16 protein-coding genes are annotated in these 14,083 nt (G+C 68.2%); 13 read left to right on the top strand and 3 right to left on the bottom strand.

What is annotated here, in order from left to right:
- Positions 1 to 71 precede the first annotated feature (71 nt).
- Entirely contained in the window at positions 72 to 854 is a 783-nt protein-coding gene (locus tag AAHM44_RS23065; protein ID WP_269575027.1) for a hypothetical protein, read from the bottom strand.
- A 129-nt stretch (positions 855 to 983) separates the two neighbouring features.
- Between AAHM44_RS23065 and AAHM44_RS23070 the strand changes: the two genes are divergently transcribed.
- Genes AAHM44_RS23070 through AAHM44_RS23095 form a run of 6 tightly spaced genes read left to right on the top strand, consistent with a single transcriptional unit; the run spans position 984 to position 6,865 of the window.
- Entirely contained in the window at positions 984 to 1,601 is a 618-nt protein-coding gene (locus tag AAHM44_RS23070; protein ID WP_342251461.1) for a hypothetical protein, read from the top strand.
- A complete protein-coding gene (locus AAHM44_RS23075) occupies positions 1,598 to 2,743 on the top strand; it encodes a hypothetical protein (RefSeq protein ID WP_342251462.1) in 1,146 nt (381 codons plus the stop codon). The genes AAHM44_RS23070 and AAHM44_RS23075 overlap by 4 nt, the downstream gene beginning before the upstream one ends.
- Positions 2,733 to 3,689 carry an AAA family ATPase gene (locus tag AAHM44_RS23080; protein ID WP_269575024.1) on the top strand — a complete coding sequence of 319 codons (957 nt, stop codon included), beginning with the start codon at positions 2,733 to 2,735 and terminating at the stop codon, positions 3,687 to 3,689. The genes AAHM44_RS23075 and AAHM44_RS23080 overlap by 11 nt, the downstream gene beginning before the upstream one ends.
- On the top strand, positions 3,686 to 4,978 hold the full coding sequence (locus AAHM44_RS23085) for a DUF58 domain-containing protein (protein WP_342251463.1): 1,293 nt from the start codon (positions 3,686 to 3,688) through the stop codon (positions 4,976 to 4,978). Before AAHM44_RS23080 ends, AAHM44_RS23085 begins: the two co-directional genes overlap by 4 nt.
- Positions 4,975 to 5,988: a stage II sporulation protein M gene (locus tag AAHM44_RS23090; RefSeq protein ID WP_342251464.1), complete on the top strand. Its 1,014-nt coding sequence runs from the start codon at positions 4,975 to 4,977 to the stop codon at positions 5,986 to 5,988. Before AAHM44_RS23085 ends, AAHM44_RS23090 begins: the two co-directional genes overlap by 4 nt.
- Positions 5,981 to 6,865: an RDD family protein gene (locus AAHM44_RS23095; RefSeq protein WP_342251465.1), complete on the top strand. Its 885-nt coding sequence runs from the start codon at positions 5,981 to 5,983 to the stop codon at positions 6,863 to 6,865. Before AAHM44_RS23090 ends, AAHM44_RS23095 begins: the two co-directional genes overlap by 8 nt.
- A gap of 129 nt (positions 6,866 to 6,994) precedes the next feature.
- Here the strand turns inward: AAHM44_RS23095 and AAHM44_RS23100 are convergent, their stop codons facing one another.
- Positions 6,995 to 7,414, bottom strand: coding sequence for a VOC family protein (locus tag AAHM44_RS23100; protein WP_342251466.1), 420 nt, complete (start codon positions 7,412 to 7,414; stop codon positions 6,995 to 6,997).
- A gap of 67 nt (positions 7,415 to 7,481) precedes the next feature.
- Here AAHM44_RS23100 and AAHM44_RS23105 point away from each other — a divergent pair, with 67 nt between their 5' ends.
- From AAHM44_RS23105 to AAHM44_RS23130, 6 genes are all read left to right on the top strand, one after another.
- Positions 7,482 to 8,810: an NCS2 family permease gene (locus tag AAHM44_RS23105; protein ID WP_342251467.1), complete on the top strand. Its 1,329-nt coding sequence runs from the start codon at positions 7,482 to 7,484 to the stop codon at positions 8,808 to 8,810.
- Between the two features lie 56 nt (positions 8,811 to 8,866).
- Positions 8,867 to 10,324, top strand: coding sequence for a UxaA family hydrolase (locus tag AAHM44_RS23110; RefSeq protein WP_269575020.1), 1,458 nt, complete (start codon positions 8,867 to 8,869; stop codon positions 10,322 to 10,324).
- A gap of 113 nt (positions 10,325 to 10,437) precedes the next feature.
- On the top strand, positions 10,438 to 11,367 hold the full coding sequence (locus AAHM44_RS23115) for a hypothetical protein (RefSeq protein WP_342251468.1): 930 nt from the start codon (positions 10,438 to 10,440) through the stop codon (positions 11,365 to 11,367).
- Positions 11,368 to 11,478: 111 nt separating this feature from the next.
- Positions 11,479 to 11,709 carry a hypothetical protein gene (locus AAHM44_RS23120; protein WP_184167040.1) on the top strand — a complete coding sequence of 77 codons (231 nt, stop codon included), beginning with the start codon at positions 11,479 to 11,481 and terminating at the stop codon, positions 11,707 to 11,709.
- A gap of 5 nt (positions 11,710 to 11,714) precedes the next feature.
- Positions 11,715 to 12,239 carry a gamma carbonic anhydrase family protein gene (locus AAHM44_RS23125; protein ID WP_269575018.1) on the top strand — a complete coding sequence of 175 codons (525 nt, stop codon included), beginning with the start codon at positions 11,715 to 11,717 and terminating at the stop codon, positions 12,237 to 12,239.
- Between the two features lie 69 nt (positions 12,240 to 12,308).
- Positions 12,309 to 12,722 (top strand): hypothetical protein, encoded by a 414-nt coding sequence (locus AAHM44_RS23130; protein WP_269575017.1) that lies wholly within the window; start codon positions 12,309 to 12,311, stop codon positions 12,720 to 12,722.
- Here AAHM44_RS23130 and AAHM44_RS23135 read toward each other — a convergent pair.
- Positions 12,719 to 12,886, bottom strand: a complete 168-nt coding sequence (locus AAHM44_RS23135; protein WP_269575016.1) for a hypothetical protein — start codon at positions 12,884 to 12,886, stop codon at positions 12,719 to 12,721. The genes AAHM44_RS23130 and AAHM44_RS23135 overlap by 4 nt on opposite strands.
- 177 nt (positions 12,887 to 13,063) lie before the next feature.
- Here AAHM44_RS23135 and AAHM44_RS23140 point away from each other — a divergent pair, with 177 nt between their 5' ends.
- Positions 13,064 to 14,008 (top strand): NAD(P)H-dependent flavin oxidoreductase, encoded by a 945-nt coding sequence (locus AAHM44_RS23140; protein WP_342251469.1) that lies wholly within the window; start codon positions 13,064 to 13,066, stop codon positions 14,006 to 14,008.
- Positions 14,009 to 14,083: the final 75 nt, after the last annotated feature.

Genomic DNA, 14,083 nt, shown 5'->3' on the forward strand with positions numbered 1-14,083 from the left:
GGCGGGCCCGGGGGGGGGGGGGGGGGGGGGGGGGGGGGGGGCCCCCCCCCCCCCCCCCCCCCCCGAACGGGTCAGGCGAAGATCGCCTCGAGATCGGAAGGCGCGATGCCTTCCTTGAGCTGGCGCAGCTCGACATAGATGCTGGCCTGCACCGCCACCATCAGCATGCTGTAGAGCGCATTCACCGCACCCCCGACCAGGGCGACCAGGAAGAGGTTACCCGTCGCGGTCATCGCGGCGTTGAGGAAGCTCACCGGGATGCTGAGCACCCAGATCAGGACGAGGACGATCAGCATCGTCAGGAAGATCCGCCAGCGCGAACCGCTGGTCAGCGCGGCGCTGCGGCTGAATGCCTCGAAGACGCCGATCTTCTCCTGGACATAGGCCGGGGTGACGACGCTCCAGACCAGCCAGAGGATGATGCCGGGCACGATCAGCAGCGCGAAGCCGACGATCAGGCCGATGCCCATGAGAATGCCGATGCCGATCATCGGCAGGATCAGGCTGATACCGACCGCCAGGCACGGGCCGAACTGCGGGGTTTCCCCCGACAGGCTCATCACCGTCGCGCGGGTGAGCGAGGCCTGGAGAATCGCATTGGCCACGACGCCGACCAGCATGGCGACCAGGATCGGCGTCCAATAGGCGGACGTGAAGAAATAGGAGCCGTCGACCAGATTGGCGTTCAGGCCGATATTGGTCGCCTGCCAGAAGCCCAGCAGGAATTGCGGAATGCCGGCCAGCACGAGCGCGAGCCCGCAGAACAGCACGATATTCGATCCGATCGTCTCGAACGCGCGCGATATGACCGCGCCGATCTCGAAACGCGCTTCACCAAATTCAGAGTCAGCCATGTTCCCCTCTTTCATCGAAGTGCTTCGACGCCGGAGAAAAGCTGACCAAAAACGGTTCTAAAGTCCAGTGTCGGCGGGCTTTCCTGCGACACAGGCTTCCGGTAGCACTACGAGCGTGGGGGATTCGGCGTGAGCGTACAGGGACCGGCTGCACAGTCCGTCGCCAGGGCGCATGAGGCGCTGCGGGCGCGATCCGATATCCAGTTCGAGATGGCGACGGCCAAGCCGCCCGAGATTCCGCCCTGGATGCGCTGGCTGGGGCGGCAGCTGGCCGAGGTTTCGCCCTATCTGGGCTGGATCCTGCTGGGCGTGCTGCTGCTCCTCCTCGCGATCTTCCTGTTCATGCTGTTCACCACCTTCGTGCGCGGCCGCGCCTCGCGCGATGCCCAGGCCGAGACAGCGCAGGACGCCGCGAGCTGGCGCCCGACCGAGACGGCGGCCCGCGCGCTGCTGGCAGAGGCCGAGGCACTGGCCGGGCGCGGCAACTATGCGGAAGCGGTCCATCTGCTGCTTCAGCGCAGCCTGGAGGATATCCAGCGGCACCGCCCGCGGCTGCTGCGCCCCGCCCTCACCAGCCGCGAGATCGCCGGATCGGACTGGATGCCCGAGATCGTTCGCCGGGCCTTTGCCGCGATGGCGGCGCCGGTCGAGCGCAGCCTGTTCGGCGGCCGCAGCCTGATACGCAGCGACTGGGAAGAGGCGCGCGCCGCCTATGGCGAGTTCGCGCTGCCAAAGGCCTGGAAATGAGCGCCGACACCACCGCCTCGCCCTTCACGATGCGCACCGTGCTGGTGCTGGTCGCGCTGGGCGTGGTCGGCTTCCTGTCGTTCCTGCTGATGACCGCCTATGGCGAGGACCTGCAGCCGAGCCAGCGCCCGGGCAACCACGCGCTCGCCACTTCGGCGATCGGCTTCTTCGGCGCGGCGGAGCTGGTGCGGCAGGTGCACGGATCGGCGCGCATGGTGCGGCGCGACGGCGATCTCGATACCTCCGACACGCTGGTGATCACGCTGGAGCCGACCACCGATCCGGAAACGGTCGAGAAGCTGATCAAGCGCCGCGCGAGCCAGCCGACGATCCTGGTCCTGCCGAAATGGCTGACCATGCCGCGGCGCGACAAGCCCGCCTGGGTGACGTCCTTCGGCACGATCCCGACCGGGACGGTCTCGCAACAGATCGCGAAGGTCACGAGCGCCAGCATCTCGGAAACCCCGAACGGCCTGCGCACCCTGAGCGGCGCAGGGCTGGAACCGGTGCTCGAGGACAGCGGCGGCAAGGCACTGGTCGTCACCATGAAGGATCAGCCGACGCTGATCGTCGCGGATCCCGACCTGCTCGACAATCAGGGTCTGAAGACCCTGGCCGGGGCGGCACGCGCGATGGAAGTGCTCGACTGGTTCGATGACGGCCAGCGCGGCATCGCCTTCGACCTCACCCTGCACGGCTTCTCCAGCAATCCGAACCTGCTCAAGCTCGCCTTCGAGGCGCCGTTCCTGCCGCTGACCCTGTGCCTGCTGGTCGCCGCGCTGCTCGCCGGCTGGCACGCGCTGCTGCGCTTCGGCCCGGCCTTGCCAGAGCTGCGCGGCGTCGCCTTCGGCAAGCGGGCGATCGCCGAGAACGGCGCGGCGCTGCTCCGCCTCGCGGGCCGCCGCCACCGCACCGGCGACCGCTATGCCGCGCTGATCCGTGACAGCGCCGCCGGCGCCACCGGCGCGCCGCCCAACCTGCCGCCCGAAGCGCTCGACCGCTATCTCGATCGGCTCGACAAGGACGGCGAGCCCTTCACCGCCATGGCCGAACGGGCGAGCCATGCCCAGGACACGCGCGCGCTGCTCGATGCCGCCCGCGCCCTCTATCAATGGAAAAGGACCGTCACGCGTGAACATTGAGGAAGTGAAGGCGCTGGGCGATGCGATCCGCGCCGAAGTGGGCAAGGCCGTGGTCGGGCTCGACGAGGCGGTCGAGCTGATGCTCGTCGCGCTGTTCGCCTCGGGCCATATCCTGCTCGAAGGCCCGCCGGGCACCGCCAAGACCTTCCTCGCCCAGTGCTTCGCCCGCGCGGCGGGGCTCGACTATGGCCGCATCCAGTTCACGCCGGACCTGCTGCCTGGCGACATCCTGGGCTCGAACCTGTTCAACTTCCAGACCAGCCAGTTCACGCTGACCCGCGGCCCGATCTTCACCGAGCTGCTGCTCGCCGACGAGATCAACCGCACCCCGCCCAAGACGCAGGCGGCGCTGCTCGAGGCGATGCAGGAGCGCACCGTCACGATCGACGGGATCGACCACAAGCTCTCCGACCGGTTCATGGTGGTCGCGACGCAAAACCCGATCGAGAGCCAGGGCGTCTATCCGCTGCCCGAGGCACAGCTCGATCGCTTCCTGTTCAAGTTCGAGGTCGGCTATCCCGACCTGGAGCAGGAGCGCAGGATCGTCGCCCAGCAAGGTGCACGTTTCGGCATGCCCAAGCCCGACGAATGGGGCGTGAGCCGGGTCGCCGATCACGCCACGATCAGCGCCGCAGCGGATGCGGTGGCCGGCGCGCGGCTTGCCGATGAAGTGGTCGACTATGTCGTCCGCCTCGTCCGCGCGACCCGCGCGACCGGCGACCTGCAGATCGGCGCCAGCCCACGCGCCGCCGCCACCCTGGCAGCCGCCGCCCGCGCCCATGCCGCGCTCGACGGGCGCGATTTCGTGCTGCCCGACGATGTGAAGAAGCTCGCCCCGGCGGCGCTGCGCCACCGCGTGATCCTCTCCCCCGCCGCCGAGATCGACGGGCGCACCGCCGATGCGATCATCGCCGGCCTGATCGAGCAGGTCGAGGCACCGCGTTGATCCGACCCAGCATCCGCTGCGTGCTGCTGATGGCCGCGGGGGCGCCGCTGGCGCTGCTCGTCGGCGTGTTCGCGCCGCAGTTCTGGTTTGCCGGGCTGGCCTGGGTGCCGATGATCCTCGCCTTCGCCGCGATCGACGCGGCGCTGGCACCGCGCGCACCGTTGCTGAGGACGAGCTGCCCGGGGTCGATCGAGATCGGCGCGCCGCTGATCGTCGAAATCACCGTGGCGGACCGGCCGATCGACGGGCTGGAGCTCGCCGTGGTGACCGGCCCGAAGCTCGCACCGCGCGCCGAAGGTCGCATCCGCCTGGGCAAGCACGAGAACCACGCCGCGATCGCCTTCCTCCCCGTGCGCCGCGGCACCGACAAGGTCGAGGCGCTGTGGAGCCGCTGGACCGGCCCGTTCGGCATGATCTGGCGCCAGCGCGTCGAGAAGCTCGACCGGACGGTGGTGATAACGCCCGATATCCGCCCGGTGCGCAACTCGGCGCACCTGCTGCTCCGCGATGCCCAGATGGGCGAGATGGCCCGCGTCGATCGCGGCGAAGGCAGCGAGTTCGAGGCGCTGGCCGAGTGGAAATCCGGCATGGAGCGTCGGACGATCGACTGGAACCACAGCGCCCGCCACCTCAAGCTGCTGGCGCGCGAGAACCGGATCGAGCGCAACAACCAGGTCGTCTTCGCGATCGATACCGGCCGAGTGATGTGCGAGCCGATCGACGGCCTGCCCCGCGTCGACCGCGCGATCACCGCCGCGTTGCTCGGCGCCTACGCCGCGCTCAAGCTCGGCGACCGGGTGGCGCTGTTCGGCTTCGACTCCCAACCCCGCGTCGCCTCGGGCGCAGTCTCAGGCACCCGCGCCTTCCCGCTGATGCAGCGCCTCGCCGGGCAGCTCGACTACAGCAGTGTCGAGACCAACTACACGCTCGCCCTTGCCACCCTGGCGGGCGACCTTACCCGGCGTTCGCTGGTGGTGATCTTCACCGAATTCACCGATCCCACCGGCGCCGAGCTGATGATCCGCGCCGCCACCAACCTGCTGCGCGGCCATCTCGTGCTGTTCGTGATCCTCGCCGATGACGAGTTGGAAGACCTGGCCGGTACCGAGCCGGTGGCGATCGACGATGTCTCGCGCGCGGTGATCGCCGCCTCGATGCTGCGCGAACGCCGGATCGTCGCCGCGCGGCTGCGCCATGCCGGCATACATGTGCTGGAGGCGAAGCACGACCAGGTCGGCGCCGCGCTGGTCCGCCAGTATCTCGATTTCAAGCGGAGGAACCTGCTGTGAGCAGCGCCGCATCGAGGCAGTTCGCCAGCGCGCGCTTCCGCGAGGAACGCACGGTCGACTGGCTGGAGCTGGAGCAGCGCATCCTGGAGATCGAGCGCGGCCGCGCCCGTACCTTGTCGGACGAGGACCTGCTCGAGCTGCCGGTGCTGTATCGCGCCGCCCTCTCCTCGCTTTCGGTCGCGCGCGAGACTTCGCTCGACGCCGATCTGGTCGCCTATCTGGAGGCGCTGTGCGCCCGCGCCTATTTCGTCCTCTACGGCGTCCAGCCACCACTCCGCCGGCGCATCGCCGCCTTCTTCCTCTCGGGCTGGCCGCTGGCGATGCGGTCGATCGCACGCGAAACGCTGATCGCGGTGCTGATGATGGCCCTGGGCGCGGTCGCCGCCTATTGCCTCGTCGCCAGCGATCCGAGCTGGTACCATTCGATCGTGCCCGAGGGGCTTGCCGGCGGCCGCGGCCCGCAATCGAGCGCGGCCGAGCTGCGCCAGGGCCTGTATGACGGCGGCGGCTCCGGCCTGCTCGGCGCCTTCGCCACCTATCTCTTCACGCACAACTCCCAGATCTCGCTGATGTGCTTCGCGCTCGGCTTCGCGTTCGGCGTGCCGACATTGCTGCTGCTCGTCTATAACGGCTGCATTCTCGGGGCATTCATGGCGGTGTTCGCGTCAAAGGGCCTTGCCCTGCCCCTCTCCGCCTGGCTGGCGATCCATGGCACCACCGAACTGTTCGCCATCGCCATCGCCGGTGCCGCCGGCATCCGCATCGGCATGGCCCTCGCCTTTCCCGGCAAGCTTTCGCGCACCGCCGCCACTGCCAAGGCCGGCCGTACCGCCGCCCTCGCCATGATCGGCGTGGTGCTGATGCTCGCCGTCGCCGGCGTGCTCGAAGGCGTCGGGCGCCAGGTCATCACTTCGGACGTGATCCGCGTCGCGATCGGCGGCACGGCATTGCTCGGCTGGCTCGCCTATTTCTACCTGATCCCCGTACGCGGCGAGGCGCTGGATGGCTGAGGTTCGCACGGCGTCCGGCAAGGGGCACGACCAGGACGGGAATCGCCGCACCTTCGTCACGCCCGAAGGGGTGGACCTGAAGCTCGACATCGCCACGGTGGGCGAGCGCATCGGCGCGTTCATGATGGACCTGGTGCTGATCGTGCTGACGCTGGTGCTGTTCACCATCGCGCTGCTGTTCATCCTTGCCGGCACCGGCGCCGTGCTTGCCCAGGCGCTGATCATGGTCTGGCTGCTCGGCTTCTTCGCGCTCCGGAACGGCTATTTCGCCGCGTTCGAGCTCGGCCCGCGCGCCGCTACCCCGGGCAAGCGGCTGATGAAGATGCGGGTGGTGTCGCGCGACGGCGCGCGGCTGCGCGGGCACCAGATCGTCGCCCGCAACGCGATGCGCGAGCTGGAGCTGTTCCTGCCACTCTCCTTCCTCGGCTATCAGAGCGCGCAGGGCATGGCGAGCTTCGCCACCGGCCTGTTCGGGCTGCTCTGGACCGGCATCTTCGCCTTCTTCCCCTTCTTCAACCGCGACCGGCTGCGCGTGGGCGACCTGATCGCCGGCACCTGGGTGGTCCGCATGCCACGCCGGACGCTGAGCAACAGCGTCGCAGCGCGCGTCGTGTCCGAGGAGGCGCGCTACAGCTTCAGCGACGCCCAGCTCAGCGTCTATGGCGAGTTCGAGCTGCAGAAGCTGGAGGAAGTGCTGCGGCGGAACGACGAATATTCGATGATCGTCGTCGCCCGCACGATCCGCGAGCGGCTGGGCATGGAAGACGATGGCGGCGGCGACCACGCCTTCCTCGAGGCCTATTACACCGCGCTGTGCCAGCGGCTGGAACGCGGCATGCTGTTCGGCAAGCGCAAGAAGGACAAGTATCAGCGGTAGGTGGGGAGCTCCCTTACCTCCGTCATGCTGAACTTGTTTCAGCATCCAAACCTCCCCAACCGAAGCCGTCGCCAGTGGAGGGTTGGACCCTGAAACAAGTTCAGGGTGACGAGCATTTGGGTGACTACATCAAACCGCGAACAGCTGCCCCAGATCCCGGAACGCCTTGAACTCCAGCGCATTGCCGGCGGGATCGAAGAAGAACATCGTCGCCTGCTCGCCCGGCTTGCCGACGAAGCGGACATACGGCTCGATCACGAACTCGGTCCCCGCCGCGCGCAGCCGCTCTGCCAGCGCCTCCCATTCCGCCCAGCCGAGCACCAGCCCGAAATGCGGCACCGGCACGGCATCGCCGTCCACCGCGTTCCGCGCCCTCACCCCGGCTCCTTCAGCCTTGTGGACGACGAGCTGGTGACCGCGGAAATCGAAGTCGATCCAGTGGCCCGGATCCTCGCGCCCCTGCGGGCAACCGAGCGTGCCGCCATAGAAGGCGCGCGCCGCCTCGATATCGTCGACTGGAATGGCAAGGTGGAAGAGCGGTGCGGTCATGTGCGCCAGCCTAGGCCGATGCGCGCGCCCGCGCTATGCTCGTCTCCGGGCTATTGGGGGACGGAAAATGGCGGAAAGCCGGATCGAGCGCCACTTCGCGCTGGCCGAGCGCGGCACCACGGTGCGCACCGAAGTGCTGGCGGGCGGGACGACCTTCCTCACCATGGCCTATATCATCGTGGTCAACCCCGCGATCCTCGGCGCGGCGGGCATGCCGGTGGCCGCGGTCGCCGCCGCGACCTGCCTTGCCGCCGGGCTTGCCAGCATCCTGATGGGGCTCACGGCCAATGTGCCGCTCGCACTGGCGCCGGGCATGGGGCTCAACGCCTATTTCGCCTTCACCGTGGTGCAGGGCATGGGGGTGCCCTGGCCGGTCGCGCTGGGTTGCGTGTTCCTGTCCGGCATTGCCTTCCTGCTGCTCACCTTTGCCGGCATCCGCCAGCTCATCATCGCCGCGATCCCGCCCCAGCTGTTCGCGGCGGTCGCGGGCGGCATCGGCCTGTTCATCGGCCTGATCGGCCTGAAGAACGCCGGGATCATCGTCACCAGCCCGGCGACTTCGGTGACGCTGGGCGACCTCCATGCCCCCGGCGCGGCGCTCGCATTGTTCGGGCTGGTCCTCACCGCCGGGCTGGCGGCGTGGAAGATACGCGGCGCGATCCTGATCGGCATCGCCGCCACCACGCTGGCCGGATGGGCAACCGGCCAGGTTTCCTTCAAGCCCGAACCCTATGACCTAACCGCGATCGGCCAGGTCGCCTTCCATCTCGACCTTGCCGGCGTGTTCGGCCTGTCGGGCAGCCATGGCCTGGGGCTGTTCGAGATCCTGTTCGTCTTCCTCTTCGTCGATCTTTTCGACAATGTCGGCACGCTGGTCGGCGTCACCCGCCGCGCCGGGCTGATCGACGAACAGGGGCGCATTCCGCGGCTCAACCGCATATTGTTCACCGATGCCGTGGCGAGCATCGCCGGCAGCCTCGCCGGCACCAGCACCGTCACTTCCTATGTCGAGAGCGCTGCCGGCGTGCAGGCGGGCGGACGCACGGGCCTCACCGCCGTGGTCACGGGCATCCTCTTCCTGCTCGCGATGTTCGTCGCCCCCTGGGCGCAGCTGGTGCCGCTGGCGGCGACCGCGCCTGCGCTGGTGCTGGTCGGCGGGCTGATGATGGCCCCGCTCGCGGACGTGGACTGGGACGATGCCGAAATCGCAATACCGGCCTTCCTCACCGTCGCGATGATCCCCTTCACCTTCTCGATCGCCAACGGGCTGGCCTTCGGGATCACAGCTTATGCGCTCATCCGCCTGATTAGAGGCAAGATTACTGCCGGAGACTGGCTGCTGCTGGTGCTTGCCGGGCTGTTCGTAATCCGCTTCGCCTGGCTGGCGGCCGGCTGACGCTACGTAGTGGAAACCGGTTTCCATGCAGCCGGTGCGGACCTATATCGGCGCACATGACGCTCGCCCTGTTCCGCATTGCCCCCAATGACAGCACCGCCACGGCGCTGCGCGACCTCGAAGCCGGCGAGCAGGCGCTGGGGGTGACGCTCGCCGCCCCGGTGGCCAAGGGTCACAAGGTCGCGGTCAAGCCGATCGCGGCGGGCGAACCCGTGCTCAAGTTCGGCTTCCCGATCGGCGTCGCCACCCGCGACATCGCGCCGGGCGAGCATGTCCACACGCATAATGTCTCGACCGCGCTCAAGGGCAGCGGCGACTATGCCTTCGCGCCCTCCACGCACGACGATTCCGGCTTCGAAGGCCCGGGCTTCCTGGGCTATCGCCGCGCCAATGGCCGGGTCGGCACGCGCAACGAGATCTGGGTGATCCCCACGGTCGGCTGTGTCGGACGGACCGCGCAGAAGATCGCGGAGCGCGCGGCGGTGCTGCACGCCGGCAAGATCGACGGCGTCCACGCGTTCCCGCATCCGTTCGGCTGCTCGCAGCTGGGCGACGACCTGCAGGGCACCCGCGCGATCCTGTCGGCGCTTGCCAACCATCCCAATGCCGGCGGCGTGCTGATCGTCGGGCTCGGCTGCGAGAACAACCAGATCAAGGGGATGCTGGAAGGCATCGACCACCCGAACCTGCGCACCCTCGGCGCCCAGATGGCAAGCGACGAGATCGAGGAAGGCCTGGCGCTGGTCGAGGAACTCGTCGCCGGTGCCCAGGCCGAGCGCACCCCCGCCCCGCTTTCCGAGCTGGTGCTCGGCGTGAAGTGCGGCGGCTCGGACGGTTTCTCGGGCCTCACCGCCAATCCGCTGGTCGGGCGCATGGCCGATGCGGTCACCGGCGCCGGCGGCACCGCGATCCTCACCGAGATCCCCGAGATCTTCGGCGCCGAGCAGCTGCTGATGGCCCGCGCCAGCGACGAAGCGGTATTCGACGGCATCGTCCACCTGGTCAACGACTTCAAAGACTATTTCGTCCGCAACGGCGAGCCGGTCTCCGAGAATCCCTCGCCCGGCAACATCGCCGGCGGCATCACCACGCTCGAGGAGAAGTCGCTGGGCGCAGTGCAGAAGGCGGGGCACGCCATTGTCACCGACGTGATCCCCTATGGCGGGCAGGTCCGCCGCAAGGGGCTGACTTTGCTCGAGGCACCGGGCAACGATGCAGTTTCCTCGACCGCGCTGGCCGCCGCGGGCGCGACCGCGATCCTGTTCACCACCGGCCGCGGCACGCCGCTGGGCTTCCCGGTGCCGACGATCAAGATCGCGTCGAACCATGATCTCGCCACCCGCAAGCCGGGCTGGATCGACTTCGACGCCGGCCAGGTGCTCGAAGACGGCATGGACAGCGCCGCCGACGCGCTGCTCGACACGATCGCCGCGATCGCATCGGGCAAGGAAACCGCCGCCGAGCGCAATGGCGAGCGCGAAATCGCAATCTGGAAGCGCGGCGTAACCCTCTGACCCCACAAGAAATGCCAACGAATTAGCCTCGGACCTTTCGGAACGGGTGAGTCATGACTGTGCGACCCGCGCATTTCTGTTAACCATATCATCCGCGACTCAGGGGGGATGACGTGGCGACTATTCTGGCTTCGATCGGCAACCTGGCGACGAGCGCGACCAAGGCCGCCGCCGCCCAGCCGATCAGCGCCGATGCGATCTACTGGCCGGCCTGGATCCTGGTCGGCGGCGTGCTGCTCGCGCTGCTGGCGGTGATCGGCATCCTCACCTCGCTCAAGTCCGCCTTGCTCGCCAAGCCGAAGAAGCGCGACGAGGAATTCACCCGGATGCTGGCCCGGCAGGTGTGGAAGCACACCGCGACGGTCACCGACATCTTCGCCCAGCGCCTGCGCCAGCCCCAGCGCGATGTGGTGACGCTGCGCGTGCTGCTCCGCCTGTTGCGCGAGGACATTGCCGGCCCGGTCAATTTCGTCGAGCAGATGCGCCCGCACGCCCCGGCGAGCTGGCCCGATTACGAGCTGTTCGCCGCCTTCAACAACTGGAGCGGGCAGATCGCGGCGATGGAATCGCAGCTCGCCGACATGCAGCAGATGCTGAGCTATCCGGCTGTCCGCGAGCCGGTCGACGCGCACCGCGACGCGATGCTCGTCCATTTCTACGCCACCGAGCAGGTCGCGATGGGCCAGACCGTCTCGACGCTCGGCAACCACGCCATCGCCGTGTGCGAGGCGGCAAAGAAAGTGCTGAAGAAAGAGCCCGGCGGTTTCAAGTTCGGCGGCGCCGGCCACGATCCTGACGAGGAGCACGACCATGGCTGCCCGGCCTGTGGCGGTGGCCCGCACAGCGCCTATGCCGGCGCCAATGCGCGCGATCTGCTGCCGCTGCCCGATCCGCCCGAGAAGCCGAAGAAGAAGGAAGAGCCCAAGCCGGCCGCCGCGCAGCTCTGCTACTGCGTGACGCCGCAGCCCTGCCATGTCTGCACGCCGGTGCCCTGCGCCTGCACGTGCAGCTGCAAATCGGCCCCCGCGACGGCGCATCACTAGGTCGTTTCGGCGGCGGCGAAACCTTGCTGCACTGCGATAAACCGGAGGTGCCCGGCATTGAAGCGTTAACCCTCGTCCCCTAGAGTCCCCCGGGGATTTTGGGGTGGGTTGATGACCGAGTTTCTCGTCTTCGCATATGCAATGCTGGCCATGTTCGTGATCCAGTCGATGGCGCGCAACCATCGCGAGCAGCGTGCCAATTCGCAGGTGGTGACGATGGTCGGCTGGGGCCTGTTCTCGCTCTCCTCGACGCTGGCGGTGCTGCTCGGTGCGGTTGCGCTGGCACTGGCGATGGGCGCCAACATTCCGCTTCCCCAGGGCTTCGAAGCGCCGCTATTCTGAGCGGCATGCCGCTATACGAATTTGCCGGGCGCCGCCCGCTTGTCGCCGAGGATGCCTGGGTCGCGCCGAGCGCGGACCTGATCGGCGACGTCCATCTCGCCACGCTCGCCTCGGTCTGGTTCGGCGCCGTGATCCGCGCCGACAACACTCCGATCCTGGTCGGCGCCCGTTCGAACATCCAGGACGGCGCGATGCTCCATTCCGATCCCGGCGCGCCCTGCACCGTGGGGGAAGATGTCACCGTCGGCCATCACGCGATCCTGCACGGCTGCACGATCGGCAGCCGCACGCTGATCGGCATGGGCGCGACCATCCTCAACCGCGCGGTGATCGGCGAGGACTGCCTGGTCGGCGCCGGCGCGCTGGTCACCGAGGGCAAGGAGTTCCCCGCAGGCCACCTGATCGTCGGCAGCCCCGCCAAGGCGATCCGCCCGCTCGACGACATGCAGAAGGCGATGCTCAAGGCCAGCGCCGCGCTCTACGCCGCCAAGCAGCGCGAATATGCCGCCGGATTGAAGCGGATCGACTGAGCCGCTTACCGACAACCGTCACATTGCCGGTCTAGCCCAAGCCCTGGATTCGGTTTCGGGAGGTGCGCGATGGGCTTGTTCGACTGGTTGAAGCGCTTCGCCAAGGCACCCGCCACCGCCGCGGCGGAACTCACCCCGCCCGCACCCGCGCCGGAGCCCGAGAGCGGCTGGCACACCGGCTGCGAGGGCGACACGCTCTGGGTGCTCGATCCCGACGGCAAGCGCCACACGCTGCCGCTGTCGCATCTCCACGCGGTTGCGATCGAGACCAGCGACACCGGCCCGCTGGGCGACGATTTCTGGTGGCTGTTCTACGGCCCGGACGAGGACGTCGCCTTCACCCTGCCCGGCGGCGCGAGCGGCGAAGGCGCGATGGCGGAGAAGATCGCCGCCCTGCCCGACTTCCATCACGACATGTATGCCGCCGCGATCCGCTCGACCGATGTCGATACCTTCGTCGTTTGGCAGCGGCCGTTCGACTAGTTGTCGAGCCGCTTGGTCACCTCATAGCCCGCCTTGTGCAGCGCCATCACCGCGGCCAGCGCCTGGTAATGGCTCTCCTGCCCCGGTTCGTAGAGCTGGCCGCTCTGCTGGCCGGCGGCTTTGATCGCGTCGCGGACGATGACGTAGATTTCGTTGGTGACCATGGCGCTCCCCGGAACATTGCGTGCCGTGGAAATGGGGAGGCTTCGGGCAGGCTTCAATGCGATTCGGTCCGAGTCGGCCCTATCGCTGCACTGCAGCATGCGCGCGCACCCCGCGCTTACGTAGCGTCGCCTGCACCGGGCTGGACGGCCATTCCGGTTTCGCTACAAAACTGATCCATGGCATTGCCTCCGCTCTTCGATCGCCTTCGGCTCCCGGTCATCGGCTCGCCGCTGTTCATCATCTCGGTACCCGAGTTGGTCATCGCCCAGTGCAAGGCGGGGATCGTCGGATCCTTCCCGGCGCTGAACGCCCGGCCGGACACCCGGCTCGACGAGTGGCTGCACCAGATCACCGAGGAACTCGCCGCCTGGGACCGCGACAATCCGGACACGCTGGCCGCGCCCTTCGCGGTCAACCAGATCGTCCACCGCTCCAACCCGCGGCTCGAGCATGACGTCGCCGCCTGCGCCAAGTGGAAGGTGCCGATCGTCATCACCTCGCTCGGCGCCCGGCCCGAACTGAACGACGCGGTGCACAGCTGGGGCGGCATCACCCTGCACGACGTGATCGACGATCGCTTCGCCCACAAGGCCGTGGAAAAGGGCGCGGACGGCCTGATCCTCGTCGCCACCGGCGCCGGCGGCCATGCCGGGCGCCTCAGCCCCTTCGCGCTGGTCCAGGAAGTGCGCGAGTGGTTCGACGGGCCGGTGATCCTGTCCGGCGCGATCGCCAATGGCCGCTCGGTGCTGGCCGCCCAGGCGATGGGCGCCGACCTCGCCTATATCGGCTCGCCCTTCATCGCCACCGACGAGGCCAATGCCCAGCCCGACTACAAGCAGGGCATCGTCGACGGCACCGCCGACGACATCGTCTATTCGAACCTCTTCACCGGCGTGCACGGCAACTACCTCAAGGCGTCGATCGTCAATGCCGGGCTCGATCCCGACAATCTGCCCGAGAGCGATCCGAGCGCGATGAACTTCGGCGGCGCCAAGGCCTGGAAGGACATCTGGGGCTCGGGCCAGGGCATCGGCGCGGTCCATGCGGTCGAGCCGGCGGCGGTGAAGATCGAGCGGATGAAGGCGGAATACGCCGCAGCCAAGGCGGCGCTCTGCGGCTAACCACGTTTTAGTGGCAGTTCCCGGCCTGGACGGTGAAACCCAGCTGTTCCCCGGCGAAGGCCGGGGCCCAGTTGC

Source organism: Sphingomonas sp. OTU376, from assembly GCF_038440415.1.
Classification (GTDB): domain Bacteria; phylum Pseudomonadota; class Alphaproteobacteria; order Sphingomonadales; family Sphingomonadaceae; genus Sphingomonas; species Sphingomonas kyeonggiensis_A.

Excerpts from the sequence above, each read along its gene's own strand:
- AAHM44_RS23065 (WP_269575027.1), bottom strand. The coding sequence starts at position 854 with ATGGCTGACTCTGAATTTGGTGAAGCGCGTTTCGAGATCGGCGCGGTC.
- AAHM44_RS23075 (WP_342251462.1), top strand. The coding sequence starts at position 1,598 with ATGAGCGCCGACACCACCGCCTCGCCCTTCACGATGCGCACCGTGCTG.
- AAHM44_RS23095 (WP_342251465.1), top strand. The coding sequence starts at position 5,981 with ATGGCTGAGGTTCGCACGGCGTCCGGCAAGGGGCACGACCAGGACGGG.
- AAHM44_RS23100 (WP_342251466.1), bottom strand. The coding sequence starts at position 7,414 with ATGACCGCACCGCTCTTCCACCTTGCCATTCCAGTCGACGATATCGAG.
- AAHM44_RS23105 (WP_342251467.1), top strand. The coding sequence starts at position 7,482 with ATGGCGGAAAGCCGGATCGAGCGCCACTTCGCGCTGGCCGAGCGCGGC.
- AAHM44_RS23110 (WP_269575020.1), top strand. The coding sequence starts at position 8,867 with ATGACGCTCGCCCTGTTCCGCATTGCCCCCAATGACAGCACCGCCACG.
- AAHM44_RS23120 (WP_184167040.1), top strand. The coding sequence starts at position 11,479 with ATGACCGAGTTTCTCGTCTTCGCATATGCAATGCTGGCCATGTTCGTG.
- AAHM44_RS23125 (WP_269575018.1), top strand. The coding sequence starts at position 11,715 with ATGCCGCTATACGAATTTGCCGGGCGCCGCCCGCTTGTCGCCGAGGAT.
- AAHM44_RS23130 (WP_269575017.1), top strand. The coding sequence starts at position 12,309 with ATGGGCTTGTTCGACTGGTTGAAGCGCTTCGCCAAGGCACCCGCCACC.
- AAHM44_RS23135 (WP_269575016.1), bottom strand. The coding sequence starts at position 12,886 with ATGGTCACCAACGAAATCTACGTCATCGTCCGCGACGCGATCAAAGCC.
- AAHM44_RS23140 (WP_342251469.1), top strand. The coding sequence starts at position 13,064 with ATGGCATTGCCTCCGCTCTTCGATCGCCTTCGGCTCCCGGTCATCGGC.